Origin of the sequence: Corynebacterium sp. HMSC073B01, assembly GCF_001838255.1 — a bacterium.
GTDB lineage: Bacteria > Actinomycetota > Actinomycetes > Mycobacteriales > Mycobacteriaceae > Corynebacterium > Corynebacterium jeikeium_D.
This window is the reverse complement of sequence record NZ_KV836186.1, coordinates 118,591-138,240: the sequence shown is the minus strand read 5'-3', so window position 1 is coordinate 138,240 and position 19,650 is coordinate 118,591. Positions and strand designations below refer to the sequence as shown.

Here is a 19,650-nt window from a genome sequence, read left to right as displayed (position 1 = left end):
CTACGACTCCACCTGTTCGTCGTTGTCTCCGCTGAGCTCGCGCACGATTTCGTCGGCAAGCATCGTCACAGAGCCAGCGCCGATGGTCAGGATGACGTCGTGCGGTTCGGCGATTTCGCGAACGCGAGCCGGGACGCTGGTGAAATGCGGCTCATACGTCACAGGGATGGTCATTTTGTTGGCAATGAGCGCGCCGTCGACGCCCGGCAGTGGCTCCTCGCGGGCGCCGAAGACATCGAGCAATACGGCCTTGTCCGCCAGAGACAGGGCGGCAGCGAACTCGTCGGCAAAGTTGCGAGTACGCGAGTACAAGTGAGGCTGGAACACAGCGATGACCTTGCCACGACCGGCCTCGGTGACCAACTCCCGAGCTGCGCCGAGAACTGCGGAGACCTCGGTCGGGTGATGCGCGTAGTCGTCGTAGATACGAGCGCCAACAAATGGCCCCTCGCCGATACTGCCGTGGTAGTCAAAGCGGCGACGGACACCGGTGAATTCACCGAGACCGCGCGCCATACGCCCCAAATCTGCCCCGACGCAGTCGCCACCGACCATTGCAGCCAGCGCGTTGAGCGCCATGTGACGGCCGGGCTGATGAAGTTCAAACCTCACCGATGTCGAGCCAACAGTGGCCTCCACGCGGGCACCACCACCGACCGGAGTCCAGCCGTGCAAAACGGCACCGACCGGCAGCGTCGGGTGTTGAGCCAAGGCTTCTTCCCCACCATAAGCCAGCACGTTAATGCCGCGCTCCACCGCGCGCTCGCCCAATGCGGCCGCATGCGGATCCTCAGCACAGATGACCAGATGACCGCCATCCTTAATGCGCTCTGCAAAAGCGTCAAAGACGGCGTAGTAGGTCTCGTCGTCACCGAAAAAGTCAAGGTGATCGGGCTCGATGTTGGTAATTACGGCCACTTCCGGCTGGTAGGTCAACAACGAGGCATCCGACTCATCGGCCTCAGCAACAAAGACATCGCCACTGCCCTGGTGAGCATTGACACCGGCCTTGCTCATCAGACCGCCAACGGCAAAAGACGGATCCAAACCAGCTGCCTGCAAAGCGGCGACGGTCATCGATGTAGTCGAGGTTTTGCCGTGAGTACCGGCGATCAGGAGAGCCTTGGAGTCCTGCATCAACAGCGCTAACACATCGGAGCGTTTGAGCACCGGAATGTCCAGCTCATGTGCACCGGCCAGCTCCGGATTCGTCTTCGGGATAGCAGCGAAGGAAATGACCACTGCGTCCGGCAGCTCTCCCTCGCCAGCAAGCTCGAGATTCGCACGGTCATGCCCAATGGCGATGGTGGCTCCCATCGCACGTAGTCCCACCACCGCGCGGGACTCCTTGACATCGGAACCGGTAACACGAATGCCACGCGCCAACAGGATGCGAGCGATACCGGACATACCGGCACCGCCAATGCCAATCATGTGGACACTTGCGGGCAGCTCTCCCGTTACCGGCTGAAAGTCATCGAAATTAACGTTCATGTTTATGCTCGCTTTACTTCTTAGAGTTCACAGCCGCAGACAGCACCCGACGGGCGATGTTCTCCGCAGCGTTACCATGTCCAATGTTGGCCAGGGCGCGGCGCCCGTCGGCAAGCTTTTCTGGGGACGTGACCAGCGGAATCACGATATCCGAAACTGATGCCGCAGTCAGCGACTCGTCGGCGATGAGAATACCGCCACCAGCATCGATGACATCGGTGGCGTTGAGCGCCTGTTCCCCATTTCCGTGTGGCAGCGGAACGTACACCGCAGGCAAGCCGACAGCTGAGACTTCAGCCACCGTCATCGCACCGGAACGGCACAAAATCAGGTCGGCGGCGGAGTACGCCAGATCCATCCGGTCGATGTACGGCACAGCGACATAGGGGGCGTCCTCGCGGATAGCCTCGACCTCGACGTGATTCTTCTTGCCGTAGGCATGCAGTACAGATACACCGGCGTTGGCGAGCTCTGCGGCTGCACCGGTAACAGCTTCGTTGATGGAACGTGCCCCCTGCGAACCACCGGTGACAAAGAGCACCGGACCCTCCTGCGGTAAACCGAAGAACTCGCGGGCTTCGGCACGCTTGGCGTCGCGGTCCAACACCGCGAGACTGGCACGCACGGGATTGCCAACAACCTCGGCCTTCAGGCCAGAGCCAGTCACGGCAGCCAAACCGACGCCCCCGAGTGCGACACCGAGCTTATTGGCCAGGCCCGCACGGGCGTTGGCCTCGTGAACCAGGAACGGAATCTTCTTCCCCGCACGGCACGCCATGTAGGCCGGTGCCGATACGTAGCCACCAAAGCCGATGACCGCATCAGCGTCAATGCGCTTGAAAACCTTGCGGGTCTCACGCACCGCACGAGCGACGTTGAGAGGCAGCTTGAACAAATCCGCAGTCGGCTTGCGCGGCACCGGCACTGGCGGAATCAGCTCTAGGTCATAGCCTCGCGCCGGTACGAGGGTTGACTCCAACCCCCGATTCGTACCGAGTGCAATGACGCGGGCATCCGGCTGCAGTTTCAAAATCGCATCCGCTACTGCCAGTGCAGGTTCGATATGGCCAGCCGTACCACCGCCGGCCACCACAATGGTCGGAGCAGAGCCATCTTCCTTGAGAAACTGCTCAGACTCCGAAGCGCCTTTCGCCCCAGCGGCTGCGCCCAGATTCTTGTCTGCCATGGTGTTATCGATTCCTCCTCCGCGGTGCTGAACCGCCGTTCCTATTGTTTCGGCCCGGGCGCTGGCGCGAACGCGACTGTCCGCCACGACCTTCGCCCCGAATCCTACTGCCCCGGCCTGAGCTTGACGACGACCAGGAGCCCTGTGACCGTCCAGTCCGCGGCGACCTCGCTGTAAAACCCCGCGTCCGTCCGTCGTCACTACGAGGGGAATAATCCACTTCGCGGCCACGAACACTGCCCGAGTTTCCGGAGCTTCCGGACGCTCGGAAGCCACGCTGCGGGGTGGCACCTCGGCCACTGCGGCTGCCTCCACTACGGCCGGCCCGGTTGGGGTCGGTCAGCTCGGCCACTGTAGGTTTCCCGCACCTGCGCCCCCTCGCCACGTGGAGTACGCGCTCCACTGGTCACCACGGGCGGACCAAAGCGTTGCGGATCGCGATGGGCACGCACCTTCGGCGCGTGGCGACGCGATTCGTCATACGGGATTGGTTCCGGAATACCCAGGAACCTGTCCAGCCCCGGACGTCCCGAAGTCTGCATTGCAGAGACTGCCTCCGATTCGTGGCGGGCACATGTGGCCAGCAGACCCATCGAGAACAACGTCACCATCGCCGATGTACCACCGGCGGAAATCAGCGGCAGCTGCAGACCAGTCACTGGCAACGCACCAACGACGTAGCCGATGTTGATGAAAGCCTGCACCACGGTTGCAGCAGTAATCGTGCCCGCGAGCAGACGGAGAAACGGATCGTTCTGACGACCGGCGATACGAAGTCCCACCCAGCCGAGCGCTGCGTAGAGCAAAATAACCATCAGCGCGCCGAGGAAACCAGTCTCCTCACCGATAATGGCGAAAATGAAGTCATTCTTCGCCTCCGGTAGGTATCCCCACTTCGCGCTCGACTGACCGAGACCGACACCGGTGAGAGAGCCGTCGGCAAGCGAAAGAAAGCCTTGGTAGGACTGGTAGGCATCGCCCTGCACGTCGTTGAAGTTACCAAGCAGCGAGTCCAAGTAGACCCTGATTCGCGCCGAACGGAAACCCGCGGTGACGGTAAAAATCACCAGGGCGAAAGCCGCAGCGGCAAGCAGCCCGGTGATGAATACGCGCGGCAGGCCAGCGAACCACGCCAACGCCACCACGACGAACGCCATGGAAGCAACCATGCCGAGGTCACGCTGCAGCATCACCAGTGCCAATACCACGAAGCTGACCGCACCGAACAGCCCGAACAAATCGGTATAGGACACAGCAGTGCGGACCTTTTCAGCCAGCAGCTTCGAACCCCACAGTGCCAGCGCGATCTTCGCGATTTCTGACGGCTGCATGGTGATACCACCAATACTCAGCCACGAACGCGCACCGGTTTCCTCCAGGCCGATGCCGATACCAGGGATAATCACCAAAACCAGCAGCACAAAGGACAAAATCAGCGCTGCTGTCGATAGCGAGCGAATCAATTCCACCCGCATTCGCAGCACGATCCACATGGAGATGAGACCCGCCACCACCATGACCAGCTGACGGATGAACACCGACCACACGCTGCCCGAGTCATTACCCGCGCTGGCCATGGATGCCGACAGCACCATCACCAGTCCGATTGACGTCAGCAGCGCGACGATAATCATCAGTAGGTGGTAGTCGAACAGCGGACGCGACTTCCAGTCGTTAAAACGCTCCACCCACGCCGGCCGCTCTCGAGCACTAGAGCTAGACGACGAGGGCCGCTGTGAACTGGTAGCCTTCGTCCCCTTTTGTGCCGTCGCGGCACTAGCGCTTAAATTACGAGCCTTGCGGGAGTTATCCATCAGTTGACGTCACCTTCTGCGCCCATTGCGCGAACAAGTCGCCACGTTCAGCCATTCCGGAGTACATGTCCAAGCTGGCGGCAGCTGGTGCCAACAGCACCACATCCCCAGGGTTGGCATATTCACTAGCTGCCATACAGGCCTTTGCCATGGCATCAACCTTGTCGGTGTCATCAATGACAACGACCGGCACAGCAGGTGCGATGCGGGAGAGCGCATCGCTGACTAGTTGCCTATCGACGCCCAGAACCACGGCGGCCTGCAGGCGATGAGCATGCTTCGCCACTAGCGGAGAGATTTCCGCGCCCTTGAGCTGACCACCGACGATCCAAACGACACGCTCATGACCGGACAGTGCAGCGTCGGCAGCGTGGGGGTTGGTGGCCTTGGAGTCATCAATCCACACGACATCATTTGCCTTATGGACAATCTGACCGCGGTGTGCGCGAACTTCGAAAGTCTCCAATGCCGCTGCAATTTGCTCCGGTGAGGTACCGATACTGCGCGCCATCGCAGTGGCGGCCACCGCGTCGAGAACACCTGCCCGGCCGGGAGGAGAAATTCCCGCTACCGGTGCGATGACAATGCCCGGACCAGAGTCGTCAGCTGCGGCATCGCCGCCGCCAAAAGCGCGGTCGACAATCATGCCGTCGCGAACTCCGACCTGGTGTGCCTCCGGGGGACCATCGGTAAAGCCCACGACGGAGTTGCCGAGCTCGTCGTTTTTCAGCATCTTTTCCACGTGCTCGACGACATCTGCGTCATCCGCACCGTAGATTGCGACAGTACCGCGCAGCGCACGGGTCTTGTCCAGACCGTAGTTTTCGTAAGAACCGTGCCAGTCGATGTGGTCTTCCGCCAGGTTCAGCAGTACTCCCGCATCTGGGCGAATGTTTGGAGCCCAGTGCAGCTGGAAGCTGGACAGCTCTGCGGCCAAGACCTCGATACGAGGCTCAGCAGTCAGTGCGTCGTACAGAGCCACACCAATGTTGCCCACAGCTGCGCCCTGTTCCCCGAGCATGGCGGCCAGCATGGAGGTGGTTGTGGTCTTGCCGTTAGTGCCGGTGACTACCAGCCAGGTACGTTTCGGCCCCCACAGCTGGGCACAGTCGCCGGCGAAAGCCAGCGCCACATCGCCGAATACCGGGACACCGGCCTCAGCGGCGGCGCCGAACAGCGGACTGGTCGGACGCCACCCTGGCGAGGTCACAATCGCAACCGCGTCGGCAAGCTCGTCGCGAGCGTCTGCGGTCGTGACATGCCGAACCGAAAAGTCAGCGGCAACCAGTGCGCCGAGAGCGGAATCGTCCACGACGACAACTTCCGGACAGCCGATGTCCTTGAGCATCGCAATGGCACCGCGACCGGAAACTCCGGCTCCTGCCACCAGAACTCGACCAGAGCGCACCGTAGCGACTAAGTCGAGATTTCGGATATCGGTGAGGTTGGTCGGGTCTGGTGAGTTAATCATTGAAATACGCCTACCTGAGAGAGCCAGTCACTGTAGAAGATGGCTGCGCCAATCATGTTGAAAATGCCTGCGAGTAGCCAGAAGCGAACGACAACAGTTGTCTCCGCCCAACCTCCGTTTTCGAAGTGGTGATGGAGAGGAGCCATGCGGAATACGCGCTTGCCAGTCGTTTGGAAAACCGCAATCTGGATTGCCACGGAAGCAACTTCCATCACGAAGATGAAGCCAATGATAACCATCAGCAGCTCAGTCTTGGTGACAAATGACAGACCCGCTACCAAACCGCCAAGAGCCAGCGAACCGGTATCTCCCATGAAGATCTTTGCCGGCGCTGCATTCCACCACAGGAAGCCCAAACAGGCGCCCAGACCCGCGACGGAAATAACGGCGATATCCAGCGGATCGCGGACGTTGTAGCAACCGCTGCCCAGCGAAGCCTCGCAAGAGTTACGGAACTGCCAGAAGGAAATCAGCGTGTAGGTGGCCAGTAGCAGCGCGGTGGCGCCAGCGGCCAGGCCGTCAAGGCCATCAGTGAGGTTGACGGCATTCGTCCATGCGGCAATGACGATGAAGACAAATACCAGGAAGACAATCATGCCGAACCACACAGGCCCCGGTGCCAGATTCAGGAACGGAATATCTCGAATCAGCGACAAGCTCGTCGAACCGGGAGTCAAGCCAGATGCATCCGGGAACTGCAGCAGCAGCACGCCGAAAATCAGCGCTGCCGCCAGCTGCCCAACCAGCTTCGCTGTCTTGTTCAGCCCCAGGTTGCGTCCTTTGTAGAGTTTGATGAAGTCATCGGCAAAACCCAATGCGCCCATCGCCAGAACCAGGAACATCACCAACAGACCGGAGGCGGACGGCCCCACGCCAGTCTGGATATACGTAACGAGGTGTGAGAGGAAATAACCAGCGACGATTGCGGCGATGATGGCGATGCCGCCCATAGTCGGAGTTCCCCGCTTGCGCAGGTGGCTCTTCGGCCCTTCTTCACGGATCTCCTGGCCAAGACCTTCAGCAGAGAATTTGCGAATAAGCACTGGTGTTAAAAAGACACTCACCAGAAATGCAATCGCACCGCTGAGAATAAGTTGAATCACTTACTTTTCCTCTCCGCTTTCACCTTCGGGCGTAGTACCAACCTTGGCAGCCAGCGAGTCCGCGACCCGCCACATACCGTCCGCATAGGAGGCCTTGACTAACACCACATCGTCCGGACGCACCTCGGCCGCCACCAAATCCGCGGCAGTGGATGTATCCGGCACCCTAGAAGTATTTAACCCCAACTCTTCCGCTTTGTCGGCCAGGGCATGCACATTAGAACTCTCTCCGACTGCAATTAGTCGATCGATGCCGCGGCCCACAAGGTACTCGCCAAGCGACGAGTGCTCATCTTCAGCGGAATCGCCAAGCTCACCCATCTGTCCCAGCACGGCCCACGATGAGGCGTCCTGGTGCGTTGGGCCAGCTGCTGTACGTGCCAGAGCGTCAATCCCCGCACGCATCGAATCAGGGTTGGCATTATAGGAGTCGTTAATTACGACGATATTGCCAGTGAGCTGCTGGACATCCATGCGCCGCTCTGACGCTGCCACATGCGCAGCCATCGCCTTTGCGACCTGCTCAGCATCAATACCGGACTCCACTGCCACCGCAATCGCCGCCAGGGCATTGGCCACTTGGTGCGCACCATAGACCTGCAGTTGGATCGGGAATGTACGCCCATCCGGTACATGCAGGTCAAAAGATGCACGAGCAAAATCATCGAGCTGCACATTCGTGGCGCGGTAATCCGCGGTTGCGTGGCGTTCGGAGTTCTCATCGGCAGAGAAGAACACCACCTTCGCCTGGGTACGCGGAGCCATGCCAGTGACGTAGTCATCGTCGGCATTGAGTACGGCCACACCGCCCTGCTCCGCAGCCGGCAGCGCTTCCACGAGCTCGCCCTTAGCCTGCGCGATTGCCTCGCGCGAGCCAAACTCACCAAGGTGCGCCGTGCCAACATTGAGCACCGCACCGATCGTCGGTGGCGCGATGCGCGCCAGGTGGGCCACATGCCCAATTCCGCGTGCGCTCATCTCCGCAACCAGGTACTTCGTCTCCGGAGTGCACTGCAGCACCGTGTACGGATGCCCAATTTCGTTATTAAACGACCCCTTCGGCGCCACCGTCGGACCGTCGGTACGCAGCAGCGTCGCCATCATGTCCTTCGTCGACGTCTTTCCCGCCGAACCCGTCACACCGACGACATGCAGCTGATCCTTCTTCAGCTCGTCGACGACGTAACGCGCCAACTTACCAAGCGCTTCCAGCACCGCTGCCCCGGAACCATCCGGATCGTGTGCAAATGCGTCGGCATTGGAGTCCTGCTTACCAAGGGGCTTGACGACGACCGCAGGTTGCCCAACATCTCGTGCCGCCAGTGCCATCGGCGCTCCAGCTGCTACAGCCTGATCGATGAAGTCGTGGCCGTCGACACGCGCGCCCGGCAGGGCGAGGAAGAGCGAGCCTTCGCGAATCTTTCGGGAGTCGAATTCTGCGGGCTGAGTCACTGTGGCGTCATCATCGACGTGGGCGAGTTCACCTCCCACGATGTGAGCGATTTCCGCGGCGGTCAGGGCAATCATGATGTCTATAGTCCTTGTTGGTTAGAGTTCCAGGCGCCTAGTAAAGGATGATTTCTTGATTTTATTCGCCTACCGCGAATGGTTCGCGGTAGGCATGTCAGGTGGTGCGCTTCCTCAGCGATTTCAGCAATCTCAATCAGCGGATCCCTCCAGTCGCTGTGTGAGTGCTTCGGCCAGCTGTTCACGGTCATCGAACGGGTGAATTACGCCACCGATATCCTGGCCGGTTTCGTGTCCCTTGCCTGCCACCACGATGCTGTCGCCGCTGTGGGCGAGCTCGACGACACGGCGAATTGCCTGGCCGCGATCGCCGATTTCCTCAACAACCGTGTCAGAACTGGCCTCGCCGCTGGCAACCGCTTCCTTCGCACCGGCGACCACGGCCGCACGGATTTCAGAGGGCACCTCGGAGCGTGGATTGTCATCGGTGATGATGACGACATCGGCACCGCATGCAGCCTCAGCTCCCATAATTGGACGCTTGGCACTATCGCGGTCGCCACCGGCGCCGACGACAACCAGCACGCGACCTTCGGTCTGTGCACGCAAGGTGGCCAACACTTCAGCTACTGCGGCTGGCTTGTGGGCATAGTCCACCACAGCCAGGAAGTCCTGTCCGCGATCGATGCGCTCCATGCGGCCTGGCACACGCACCTGTGCCAGACCGCTCTTGGCCGCGTCATTGGCATGCCCAATCGCATCGAGCACAGCCCATGCGACTGCGGCATTGGCAACGTTGAAAGCACCCGGCAGAGGAACTTCCACCTCAACTGTGTCAGTGTTGTTTCGCGTTAGCTCCACATGCTGGACACCGTTAGTGGCGACAGTGGCTGCAGCGGCGTGCCATTCTGCAAAGACCTCGGCAGCTGGCGTCTTGTCGGTTACGCGATGCTGAGTATGGACAGTGGTGACTTGGACATCCGGGTCGCCGGCAGCGATATCTGCCATGCGGACACCCCAGTCGTCGTCGATGCACACGACAGCCTTCGGTGCATGTGTCGGACCTTCAGGATCAAAGAGCTTGGCCTTGGCTTGGAAATACTCTTCCAAGGTCTTGTGGAAGTCCAGGTGATCCTGCGAGAGGTTGAGGAAACAGCCGACGTCGAAACTGACTCCGTCTACACGTCCCAACGACAGTGCGTGGGAAGAAACCTCCATGACAACGTGCGTCACACCCTCGGAGAGCATCTGGTGGAACAGGCGCTGGAGGGCTGGAGCCTCTGGGGTAGTCAGGCTCGACGGAACGGCACGGCCATTGATGCGCGTGCCGGTAGTACCAATGATGCCTGTCGAGCATCCAGCTGCCAGCAGCGCGCCCTCCAGCATGTAGGTCGTGGTGGTCTTGCCAGAGGTGCCGGTAACCCCAATGATGGTCAGTGAATCCGAGGGATGATCGTAGATTTCTGCAGCAACGTGCCCCATGACGGCCCGGACATCGTCGACAACCAGGACTGGGCGAGTCTCCCCTGCTTCCCGCAGGATTTTCAGACCTTCCTCATCAGTCAGGATCGCTGTAGCAGCCGACTGCTGCGCGTAGCGCGCACCATGCGTGCGAGTACCTGGGACGGCAGCAAACATTCCGCCTTCAGGCACTTCGGCAGCGTTGAGTTCGATCGCGGCGATATCCGCTCCTGCCGCCGCGGATTCGGTAATGCCGTCAAGTCGGCCATGCGCGAGGTTACACAATTTCGCAAGGGTGGCGGTCATTGGCTGTTCCCTCTTTCAAGTCAGTCGTTGGTGTACAACAAATTGGAAAAATTCAAGAGATTCACTTTGCAGAAACCAAAGTAATAAAAGTCTGTGTATTAGTGCTGTCGCGGTAACTTCATTGTGGTGGTGACCTCGTTACGGCTGCAGCAACAACTTGCCTTCGCGGGGTGGCGACGGCGGTACGTTGTAGCGGTTAAGCGCCCAAGCGGCGATGTCCTTAAACAGTGGGGCTGCTGACTGACCGCCGTCACCATGAACACCACGCTGGGGTTCGTCAAGCATGATGCCAATGACAAAACGGGGATCGTCGGCAGGCGCGATGCCTGCAAACGTGATGTAGTACTTGGAATTCGAGTACGCGCCGGTGTCGGGGTCAACCTTCTGCGCCGTACCTGTCTTGCCTGTGAGCGAATACCCCTCAATACTATTTCCGGCAGCGGTACCCGACTGCTGCCCCGTGGGATCAGACTGCATAACGCCTTCAAACATGGCGCGCACAGTTTGGGCGGTCTCCGGGCTAACCACACGCACTGTTTCCGGGCGCTCTGTTGCCGTCTTCGTGCCGTCCGGGGAAATTGTCGAACGAATCATACGCGGCGGGATGCGCTCGCCATCGTTGGCGATTGCCTGGAAAACTCCTGTCATCTGCAGCAGTGTCATGGCCATACCCTGACCAATGGGCAGGTTCGCAAATGTACCGCCGGACCACTGCGGACGCTGCGGCACCAAGCCGGACGATTCACTGGGCAACTCGATACCCGTGGACTGCCCCAGCCCGAAGAGATGCAGCATCTCAGCGAAGCGGTCCTGACCCAAACGCTCTGCCAGCATTAGGGTGCCGACATTGGAGGACTTGCCGAATACACCGGTCGTCGTGAAAGCTTCCGTGCCGTGCTCCCATGCATCGCGCACGGTGACACCCGCCATATCAATCGTGCCCGGAACCTGCAGAACCTCATCCGGTGTGGTCTTGCCGTCTTCGATAGCGGCCGCTGCGGTAATAATCTTTGCTACAGAGCCCGGCTCAAATGGGTTCGATACAGCGGAGTTTCCGATAGTGCGCCCCTCTTCGAGCTCGGCCCCCATATCCTTATTCGGGTTAGCCGTGTCCGCCTGCGCCATTGCAAGCACTTCGCCGGTCTTCGCGTCGAGCACGACTGCCGACGCATCCTTCGCTCCCGAGTTGGCCTTCGCCTGGTTGACCTGCTGCTGGACAAAGTACTGCATGTCGAGGTCCAGGGTCAGCTCGTAAGTCGTACCGTCCACAGCTGCGTGGACATCGCGCGTGGATCCCGGGATTGCCACACCGTTAGAGGCGATATCAATGGTCTTGCCACCGTTAATACCCTGCAAAGTGGCATCACGAGAGGCTTCAAAGCCGAACTGGCCGACGCCATCCATGCCAATCTTGCCGATGACGTTAGCCGCCGTCGCCCCATTCGGGTACTGGCGAATATCCTGACGCTCCGCCACCAGTTCCGGATACTTTTCCACGATGGCAGCGGCCTTGTCCGGGTCGACATTACGCACGAGCACCTCATAGGTGCTGTCCTCATTGCGCAGCTTCTCCAGAATGTCCTTCGAGCTCACCCGGGACGGCGCGCTCATCACCGAGTTCTCCTCGGTTTCGGGTTCCGCTTGACGACGGCGACTGCTTCCCGACTTCTCCGCGTCGATGTCGGCCACGTCGAGTAGCTTCGGCAAATCCTTGGCGATCTGCTCGAGGCGTTCATCGTAGGTAGCGACATCATCCGGGCGCTGCTTATGGGCGTCCCCAATCCACTTGCGCAAAGTGTTCGGGTGAACGGTAATACTGCGTGCCTCCATAGTGAAGGCAAGCTGAGCTCCGTTACGATCGAGAATCGCACCGCGCCGAGCTGCATCAACAACTTCCACCGTGCGCTGATTCTGCGCCGCCGCCGACAGGTCAGGACCTGCGACGAGCTGCACCCAAGCCAAACGGGAGACCAGCACTACAACTGCGATAGCGCCTATAAACTGCAGCCAGTTGCGACGTCGGATGAAGTCCTTATTACTAATGCGCATTTTTTCGCGCGGGGGCACGCTTCGGTTGGTTTTAGCATCGAGCCCCCGGCTGCGCTGACCATCCCGAACGCGACTTTGGCCTCTGCGCTCACGGGATGTAATTCGGTAAGCACGTTCGCCGAAGTCATACCCCCCTCCACGGTTGGGGTAGTCGTCTTCAGATCGAATCATGCGCTAGTGCTTTCTACTAAGTCGATTCTCCCGCGCGCGATAACGTTAGGCGGTATTCCCTGCCATCGCGAGTACTGAATTAATTAGTCTACAGTCGACTGACCAGAAACAGTGGAACCGCCAGAATATCGGACAGTTGGCCAGTTTGGCCCAGTTTGTTTTCTAAGTTCCTACGGTGCTGGAGCTGGCTCGGGTGCCGGAGCTTCCGGTGCTTCCGGCGCCGCGACTGGCGCTTCTGGGGCTGGCGCTGGCGCTTCAGCCTCAGGCGCGGGTGCCGGAGCCGGCGCAGGTGCTGGTGCGGGCTCATGGTTCTGCGGCGCATACGGAGCGGTTGCCGGCAACCCGTTCGGACGTGGGTGCGCTTCCTCAATGGCCGGTGCCTGCATCCCCGGAACATTCTCGGTGTCCTTCGGGTTCGACGACGGCGCATGCGGAACATTCGGCGACTCACTGTTGAGGTCGATAATCTTCTGCTGCTTCTCATCGCCCGGTCGCACTTCCACGACCTTGCCTTCCGGATCAGTCGTCAAAACGGCAGGCTGCTCCGGATTGACCATGCCCTCTTCCACAGCACGCTGCGCGATAGCACCGGTTGACTTCATGTAAGCAACATCCCGCTCGAGCACCTCCAGCTGGTTACGCAGCTCCTTTTCCTTGGTCTGCGCAGCATCCAGCTGCAAGGATGTCGAGGTCGAAATACCCGACAGCCACATCGCCGCCACGATTCCGGCAACGACGAGAATAATCATCACGGCCGCACCGGCAAACTTGTGGTTATCCCTCGAGGACGTCGTAACGCGACGCCCACGCACCGAGATGACCTGCTGAGAACCTGTGCGCCCAAACCGCCGGCGCTGATAAAGATCCTGTTTCGTGCGGGCGCTGCGACCGCGCTGACGAGTCTTCGTCTTGGCACCGGCGACGGTTGCAGATGCGCCGCGGGAGGTGCGCCGGGTGGGGGCGTGCTCCGTGATTGTCGTTGCCATGCTCGAAAGTTCTCCCAGTACTTAGATCGTTAAGGGTGCGTTTGGTGCGGTTGAAAGGTTTGGGTCAATCGGCTCGAATCCGCTCGATACAGCGAACTCTCACCGGTGCGGCTCGGGGGTTGTCTTCGATCTCGCTTGCCGACGCCTTCTCCGCACCTCTCGTGATGAGAGCAAAGTGCGGTTCATGCCCCGGAAGCTCCATCGGGAGCCCCGGTGGGGTTGTCGACTTCACGCGCTCCGCAAAGTCCTTCTTGACGATGCGGTCTTCCAGACTCTGGTAGCTCATGAACACTGCACGCCCATCGACTGCGAGTGCATTGCAGACCTGTGGCAGTACATTTTCCAGAGCTTCAAGCTCACGATTTACCTCGATACGAAGAGCCTGAAACGTACGCTTGGCCGGGTGTCCGCCCTTGCGGCGAGATGCCGCCGGAATGGTTTCGTAGAGCAGCTCGACCAGACGACCGGAGGTCGTAAACGGTTCCTTCTCCCGCTCACGCAGGACTACCGAGGCGATCTTGCCGGCGAAGCGCTCGTCGCCGTAAGTCGATAGGATGCGCGCGATATCACCGTGCGAATAGGTATTGAGCACATCCGCTGCGGTAATCCCCTGGCTTGCATCCATGCGCATGTCCAGCGGGGCGTCGACTCGGTAGGCGAATCCACGATTGACTTGGTCAAGCTGCATCGAGGAAACACCGAGATCGAAAAGCGCACCTGCAATGCCCTTCTCAGCGGCGCGGGCGAGAATGTCCTCCGCGCCACTTCCACCAGCGGCTGCAGGAATCTCACCACTGAGCACCTCGGCGAGCGAATCGAAACGCACACGGAAGGCTACAAAGCGATCACCGAAGCGCGCGAGACGTTGTTCTGCCCCTCGCAATGCATTGTCATCGCGATCGAGTCCAACAACGCAGAGCTTCGGGAACTGCTCCAACAGGTATTCCGTGTGTCCACCGGCACCAAGAGTGCCGTCGACAACTACTGCGTCGTCACCCAGTGCCTCGATGCCCGGGCGCAACAAATCAGTTACTCGATGAAGCAAAACGGGGACATGACCAAACTCGCCGGACTTGCGATCATCCGCAGGCGCCGATCCGTTCATTTCCCCTCCTCACCGGGTATGTTTGCACTGGTCAGAGAATCTATCGAGTGTATTCCCGGTTTGCTTGACGACGAGTGCCGCGCCAGCAACCAGACCGCACCTCATGTGCACTACTGGGAATGCTGCTATCGGTGCTTAAACAAAAAGCGGGGATGTTCACAGGGCCCCGCCTGACAGAACCTGGTATCGGGGAAGTACACCAGGGGCTATCAGGCAGAGTCCATGCGGACATTCCCTCTTTTCGGTTATTCCAAGCGGTTTATAAAACGCCGAACAGCGAGTCATCCTCACCTTCGGAGAAATCAGCTTCATGCTCCGCTTGGTAGGCCTCCCAGGACTCTTTGTCCCAGATCTCCAGAAAGTCAATAGAACCGATAACCACACACTCTTTGGAGAGATTCGCGTACCGACGGTGATCCATCGATAACGTGATTCGCCCGGAACCATCGGGGCGCTGCTCATCGGTGCTCGCCGCAAGATTTCGAATGAAAGCTCGCGCCTTGGCATTCGTACGAGAGGCCTTAGTGGCCCGCTGAGCTAGTTTGACGAACTCCTCTTTCGGATACACCGCCAGAGAATGATCCTGCCCTTTAGTGACCATCAGGCCACCTGCGAGATCCTCGCGGAACTTCGCCGGCAACGTCAGGCGCCCTTTGTCATCAAGTTTCGGAGTATAGGTGCCCAGAAACATGCGTCACTGGCCTCCTATCCCCGTGTCAACCTCAATGTCAACGCACAAACGCTTACCGAATCCGGGGATTTAGGCATTGCCTTCAAGCAGAGCCGGAGGGCCGTGCTTTTCCCGCCGTGCCAAAATCTCGCCAAACTTTAAGCGCAAATCGGATATTCACTTCTGCAATGTTGACCAACCTCAATCAACATCACGCCCCACTTTACCCCACTATCTGCCACTATCAACATAAGAAGGAGAAAAATAGCCACAATATCAGCGCAACCCCACCGCTGCGACATCTGATTTAACCCAGTTGACATGGGCTTTTAAAGAAAATCGTCGACAATTAAAGTGTGAACAAAAAGTGGGGCACCCACCCGCAACCCCACAGATAACGACGCCACACCAACCACATAGTTAACAACAGGCGGCCTGCACCCCAATACACACCACTTACCTACTAAAAACTATCCAGATTCAACCTGGTCGCCGGACTTAGCCCGCTGAACTGCAACTTTGTTTCGCCGGAGCCAAACTTTCAGGAATGCCGGCAACGACTGCAGATAAGAATTCCTCCATCCCAATGGCTAAGTGGGGGAAAGTGGGGACTCGTGGTGGGGCAAAGTGGGTGAGATCTTGTGGAGACGATTCGCGTCTAGAAAAACAAAAAAGTGAGGGCAAGCCACCGCTGGCTTGCCCTCACTTTTTATCTTTAAGGCCTGTCCCCTAACGCCCCTCGAAGCGGCCACGGAAACGCGATTCCAACGTGGAGTCACCAGAGGAACCACGACCACCCGAGGCTCCTCGACGACTCTTTGCCGCCCCGGACTTAGACTTTCCAAAGTTCAGCCCCGAAGCAGAACTAGACTTCTCCTGCCTACCGGCGCCAGTCAGAGCCCAAACGCCGGAACCGAACATAAGACCAAAGCCGGCTACCGACAACACAATGAACCAATTGCTCACAGAGAAAAGAGCGACGCCGCCAATCAGCATCAGCAGACCAAGGAGCATGAGCGCAAAAACCTGGATCGAAAACCCACGGGGGGCGCTGTTTTTCTCCGGAAAGCTGAACGCATTTCCGGCCATCGTCGAACTAAATTTAGGATCCTCAGCGTAGAGTGCAGACTCGATTTCGTCGAGCATCCGCTGTTCGTGCTCAGATAGTCCCACAATTCCTCCATCGCCTACTTGAGCATTGCCCACCGCGATACTGGCGAGCCTCGACCCTTCAACTAACAGTGCCGGTACAGCAAAGTTAATCACAGGCCACCTGCTGCTAACGCGGCGTCCGTTAGCTTCATTCTTACCCCTTCAACGGGTGACTCACCCCTATTGTTCCATGAATCCCAACAATCCCCCATTTATTTAGGAAAGCAACGCTCTAACATGCTCCCACCGGCTTACGCAGCCGCGGGCAGAACACCCAGCTCGGCCCGGACAGCCCCCAAGAATGCACAACTTAAATCCCACAACTCCTGTGCCCGCCGCGAGTCAATGCGACGCGAAATACCTAACCGGACTTCCTCACGCAGCGCGGTGAACTGCTCGAATTTGGTGACCCAGCTATCAAATTCGGGCTGCTCTTTCCTTAAACGCAACCAGGCACTCTGTGTTGCCGAACGACGACGCCTAACTGCTGAGCCCGAACGAGAGCCCGAGCCAGAACCCCCAGCCACCGATGCATCGTCGCGATTCAACAGCGCGCCTGCGCAGCGCAGTGCCGCACAGTAGGAAAGCTCCAGCATCTCATCAGAGCCAGCATTCCGAGCATTCACTAGCAGAGCCTCTGCCCGCCCCAGCAGCTCCAGCGATTGCTTTGAGACACCGACCGGGGCGACCGAACCCGACTGCGAAATCGCCCTAAACTCCACCACGTTCGACCTTGCCACCGCCCTGCTTCTCCTTTCACACAGCATTCACATGAGCACAGATTTTCCGCTTCTCCTTAGCGGGATTGACTGCAATTTATCCCCAACCCCGGACTGCGCCAGACACAGTTTCGAACACCTGTTCGACCCGATGTTATTGCAGTAATCTCACAACTAAGTTCGTCTAAGTCGCTAATCTGGTCACTGTGAAATACAGCGTGGTTCCGATGACAGCAGGAGACTTCAATCTCCGCCTGCAAGAAGCAGTGGCTCTCTACATCACCGCGATGCAGTACAACCCCGCAATCTTGCCCGGTCGTCTCCATGAATGGCAGAAGCAAACCACTCAACCCGGCTTCATGGCTGCTGCAGCCATAGCTCACCCCGAAGAGCTCTCCCCTGCCCAGGCTCTCCGCGACCCGCGCTGCAGGTTGGTTGGCATCGGCTACTGCCGCACAGGATTGGACACGCACTGGTGGTATCGCCAGGTAAGAGATGGACTGCTCATGGACGGGCGCTCGCTACCGGACGTCGTCAAGCTCTTGGGAAACTACGCCGAACTGTCTGAGATTCACATACATCCCAGCTTTCAGGGACGGGGACTCGGTAAACGGCTGCTCCGCGAGTTGGTCGATTCCCGCCCAGAGACGCGAGTTCTGTTGTCAACGCCGGAATACCCGAATGAGGCCAATAGGGCATGGCAGCTCTACCGCCAATTTGGTTTCAAGGATGTTTTAAGGAACTTTTATTTCACAGGGGACTCCCGTCCCTTTGCAGTTCTAGGAGTAGATCTTCCCCGTGACATCATCACCGAGTGAACCTTCCACACCACGTCGACGGCTTTCGCCTCTGCGCATTGCCACAGCAATGGCAGGGATTGCCGCCGTCCTGCCGCTCAGCGGCTGCTTTGACGCGCAGGCTGGCATTACCATTTCCGGCGATGACAGGGTCTCGGGCACAATTCACGTAACGCCCACGGAGGAAGTCCGTTCCCAATTTGAGCAGTGGCAAGTGCCGGAAGATCTCTCCGACCGCGTCTCACAGGGAGAAATCGACTCCTCCACGGGAAAGATGGAAGTCTCATTCAACGAGCTGCACTTCATTGAACTCACCGATACGCTCCGACAGCTTTCCGACGATCGCATAGACATCGACCTAGACCGTACCGGTGGCGGCAAGATTTCGATGAACGGTCACATGGATTTGACTCACCTGCCCGGCGCGAAGGTTGATTTCGTCGTCGCGTTCCCGGAGCAGGTTACTGACTCCAATGGCCGCCAGACCGAACCGAACAAGGTGGAGTGGCAGCTCGCCAGTGGCGAGAACCATAATGTATGGGCTTCGTCGCCGGCTGGATCCACCAAGCGGAATCAATTCCTCTTGTTTGCCGGTGTGACCACAGCCGCCGGTGTCCTGGCTTCAGTACTAGGCGTCCTGTGGGCGCGAAGAATCCGCGACATGCAGGACTTTTAGCAATTAAAAACCGCCGCGCAGCATATCCTGGCCGGTGCCCCATGCGGGTGCCATGCCGAGGTTGTGCAAAACCTCCTGGGAGGCGCGGGCGAAGTTCATAGTCATAAAGTGCAGCCCCGGCACGCCTTCGGCGATGAGACGCTCTGCCATGTTGGTCGAAAACTCGATACCAATCTTGCGAATCTCATCCTTATTGGCCTGCTCGTCACCATCTGCTGCCTTAATCAGGCGTTCCTCCAAATCGGATGGCAACTGAGCCCCTGAGAGCTCAACCTGCCTGCGCACTGAGCGCAGCGACGTAATCGGCATCAGCCCCGGAATGATGGGCTTGGCACCGTGCACTGGGTCGGCTTCCACCAGGCGGTCTCGAAGGCGCAAGTAGTGCTCAATATCGAAGAACATCTGAGTAATCGAGTATTCGGCTCCCGCGCGCAGCTTGGCCAGCGTGTACTGCGTGTCATGGTCCAAATCTGGCGAGCGGTAGTGTCCTTCCGGGAACGACGCAATGCCGATTTCAAATTTTTCGAACTCCGGCTCGGCCTTAATCAGCTCAATCAGCTCGCTGGCGTAGTGCAGACCACCCTCGGTCTCCATCCAAGGACCGAGGGGGTCTCCCGGCGGATCGCCACGCAGAACGAGCAGATTCGTCAGCCCCGCGCTGAGGTAAGAACGCAGGATTTCTCGCAGCTCGTCGACGGTGTGCTCTACCAATGTCAGGTGCACAAGCGTTGTAAGCGGCTGCTTCGAAACGCGCTGGGCGATTCGCAGGGTGCGGTCGCGGCTAGAACCACCGGCGCCGTATGTCACCGATGCAAAGGAGGCGCCAAGATCATGGAAAGCCTCAGCTGCTCGGAGAAGACGTTCCTCGGCCGCGTCGTCACGCGGAGGCATGAACTCGACCGAGAAGGGAATACTGCCCGCGCTCGGCATTGAAAGAGCCTGGCGGATCGTCACTTGGCGGCCTGGCGACAGTGGCATTGTTGAGGACATAGTCACTCATACTAAGCGGTGTCCTATTCTTGA

Annotated in this window: 16 protein-coding genes; 2 read left to right on the top strand and 14 right to left on the bottom strand. The window is 59.0% G+C overall.

What is annotated here, in order from left to right:
• From murC to HMPREF2849_RS09760, 13 genes are all read right to left on the bottom strand, one after another.
• Positions 1-1,494 (bottom strand): UDP-N-acetylmuramate--L-alanine ligase, encoded by a 1,494-nt coding sequence (gene murC / locus HMPREF2849_RS09820; protein WP_016422998.1) that lies wholly within the window; start codon positions 1,492-1,494, stop codon positions 1-3.
• Positions 1,495-1,507: 13 nt separating this feature from the next.
• Complete coding sequence (gene murG, locus HMPREF2849_RS09815; RefSeq protein ID WP_070862933.1) at positions 1,508-2,680, bottom strand: undecaprenyldiphospho-muramoylpentapeptide beta-N-acetylglucosaminyltransferase; 1,173 nt, start codon at positions 2,678-2,680, stop codon at positions 1,508-1,510.
• Positions 2,681-2,994: 314 nt separating this feature from the next.
• Positions 2,995-4,494: a putative lipid II flippase FtsW gene (ftsW, locus tag HMPREF2849_RS09810; RefSeq protein ID WP_246822151.1), complete on the bottom strand. Its 1,500-nt coding sequence runs from the start codon at positions 4,492-4,494 to the stop codon at positions 2,995-2,997.
• Positions 4,487-5,965: a UDP-N-acetylmuramoyl-L-alanine--D-glutamate ligase gene (gene murD / locus HMPREF2849_RS09805; RefSeq protein ID WP_049190466.1), complete on the bottom strand. Its 1,479-nt coding sequence runs from the start codon at positions 5,963-5,965 to the stop codon at positions 4,487-4,489. The genes ftsW and murD overlap by 8 nt, the downstream gene beginning before the upstream one ends.
• On the bottom strand, positions 5,962-7,068 hold the full coding sequence (mraY, locus tag HMPREF2849_RS09800) for a phospho-N-acetylmuramoyl-pentapeptide-transferase (RefSeq protein WP_016423002.1): 1,107 nt from the start codon (positions 7,066-7,068) through the stop codon (positions 5,962-5,964). The genes murD and mraY overlap by 4 nt, the downstream gene beginning before the upstream one ends.
• Positions 7,069-8,595 (bottom strand): UDP-N-acetylmuramoyl-tripeptide--D-alanyl-D-alanine ligase, encoded by a 1,527-nt coding sequence (gene murF, locus HMPREF2849_RS09795; protein ID WP_070862932.1) that lies wholly within the window; start codon positions 8,593-8,595, stop codon positions 7,069-7,071.
• Positions 8,596-8,727: 132 nt separating this feature from the next.
• Positions 8,728-10,302, bottom strand: coding sequence for a UDP-N-acetylmuramoyl-L-alanyl-D-glutamate--2,6-diaminopimelate ligase (locus HMPREF2849_RS09790; RefSeq protein ID WP_070862931.1), 1,575 nt, complete (start codon positions 10,300-10,302; stop codon positions 8,728-8,730).
• 138 nt (positions 10,303-10,440) lie between these two features.
• Positions 10,441-12,351 carry a peptidoglycan D,D-transpeptidase FtsI family protein gene (locus HMPREF2849_RS09785; protein WP_049190475.1) on the bottom strand — a complete coding sequence of 637 codons (1,911 nt, stop codon included), beginning with the start codon at positions 12,349-12,351 and terminating at the stop codon, positions 10,441-10,443.
• 341 nt (positions 12,352-12,692) lie between these two features.
• Positions 12,693-13,508, bottom strand: coding sequence for a cell division protein FtsL (locus tag HMPREF2849_RS09780; protein ID WP_049190478.1), 816 nt, complete (start codon positions 13,506-13,508; stop codon positions 12,693-12,695).
• 64 nt (positions 13,509-13,572) lie between these two features.
• Positions 13,573-14,613, bottom strand: a complete 1,041-nt coding sequence (gene rsmH, locus HMPREF2849_RS09775) for a 16S rRNA (cytosine(1402)-N(4))-methyltransferase RsmH (RefSeq protein ID WP_070862930.1) — start codon at positions 14,611-14,613, stop codon at positions 13,573-13,575.
• Between the two features lie 259 nt (positions 14,614-14,872).
• A complete protein-coding gene (gene mraZ, locus HMPREF2849_RS09770; protein WP_005510286.1) occupies positions 14,873-15,304 on the bottom strand; it encodes a division/cell wall cluster transcriptional repressor MraZ in 432 nt (143 codons plus the stop codon).
• A 708-nt stretch (positions 15,305-16,012) separates the two neighbouring features.
• A complete protein-coding gene (locus tag HMPREF2849_RS09765) occupies positions 16,013-16,456 on the bottom strand; it encodes a DUF3040 domain-containing protein (protein ID WP_049192945.1) in 444 nt (147 codons plus the stop codon).
• 230 nt (positions 16,457-16,686) lie between these two features.
• On the bottom strand, positions 16,687-17,175 hold the full coding sequence (locus HMPREF2849_RS09760; protein WP_049192944.1) for an SAV_6107 family HEPN domain-containing protein: 489 nt from the start codon (positions 17,173-17,175) through the stop codon (positions 16,687-16,689).
• Positions 17,176-17,381: 206 nt separating this feature from the next.
• On the opposite strand from HMPREF2849_RS09760, the gene HMPREF2849_RS09755 reads away from it, so the two are divergent.
• Together HMPREF2849_RS09755 and HMPREF2849_RS09750 are read left to right on the top strand one after the other, a co-directional pair.
• On the top strand, positions 17,382-17,972 hold the full coding sequence (locus HMPREF2849_RS09755; protein WP_049182147.1) for a GNAT family N-acetyltransferase: 591 nt from the start codon (positions 17,382-17,384) through the stop codon (positions 17,970-17,972).
• Entirely contained in the window at positions 17,953-18,627 is a 675-nt protein-coding gene (locus HMPREF2849_RS09750; protein ID WP_049192943.1) for an LppM family (lipo)protein, read from the top strand. Before HMPREF2849_RS09755 ends, HMPREF2849_RS09750 begins: the two co-directional genes overlap by 20 nt.
• A 3-nt stretch (positions 18,628-18,630) precedes the next feature.
• Here the strand turns inward: HMPREF2849_RS09750 and metF are convergent, their stop codons facing one another.
• The gene (gene metF / locus HMPREF2849_RS09745; protein ID WP_049192942.1) at positions 18,631-19,617 is read right to left on the bottom strand and encodes a methylenetetrahydrofolate reductase [NAD(P)H]; all 987 of its coding nucleotides are present in this window, start codon (positions 19,615-19,617) and stop codon (positions 18,631-18,633) included.
• Between the last annotated feature and the right edge of the window lie 33 nt (positions 19,618-19,650).

Bases quoted from the DNA above. Each gene is read 5' to 3' on its own strand.
- murC (WP_016422998.1), bottom strand. From the start codon at position 1,494: ATGAACGTTAATTTCGATGACTTTCAGCCGGTAACGGGAGAGCTGCCC.
- rsmH (WP_070862930.1), bottom strand. From the start codon at position 14,613: ATGAACGGATCGGCGCCTGCGGATGATCGCAAGTCCGGCGAGTTTGGT.
- HMPREF2849_RS09755 (WP_049182147.1), top strand. From the start codon at position 17,382: ATGACAGCAGGAGACTTCAATCTCCGCCTGCAAGAAGCAGTGGCTCTC.
- ftsW (WP_246822151.1), bottom strand. From the start codon at position 4,494: ATGGATAACTCCCGCAAGGCTCGTAATTTAAGCGCTAGTGCCGCGACG.
- HMPREF2849_RS09780 (WP_049190478.1), bottom strand. From the start codon at position 13,508: ATGGCAACGACAATCACGGAGCACGCCCCCACCCGGCGCACCTCCCGC.
- murG (WP_070862933.1), bottom strand. From the start codon at position 2,680: ATGGCAGACAAGAATCTGGGCGCAGCCGCTGGGGCGAAAGGCGCTTCG.
- murF (WP_070862932.1), bottom strand. From the start codon at position 8,595: ATGATTGCCCTGACCGCCGCGGAAATCGCTCACATCGTGGGAGGTGAA.
- HMPREF2849_RS09790 (WP_070862931.1), bottom strand. From the start codon at position 10,302: ATGACCGCCACCCTTGCGAAATTGTGTAACCTCGCGCATGGCCGACTT.
- mraZ (WP_005510286.1), bottom strand. From the start codon at position 15,304: ATGTTTCTGGGCACCTATACTCCGAAACTTGATGACAAAGGGCGCCTG.
- HMPREF2849_RS09785 (WP_049190475.1), bottom strand. From the start codon at position 12,351: ATGCGCATTAGTAATAAGGACTTCATCCGACGTCGCAACTGGCTGCAG.
- metF (WP_049192942.1), bottom strand. From the start codon at position 19,617: ATGTCCTCAACAATGCCACTGTCGCCAGGCCGCCAAGTGACGATCCGC.
- murD (WP_049190466.1), bottom strand. From the start codon at position 5,965: ATGATTAACTCACCAGACCCGACCAACCTCACCGATATCCGAAATCTC.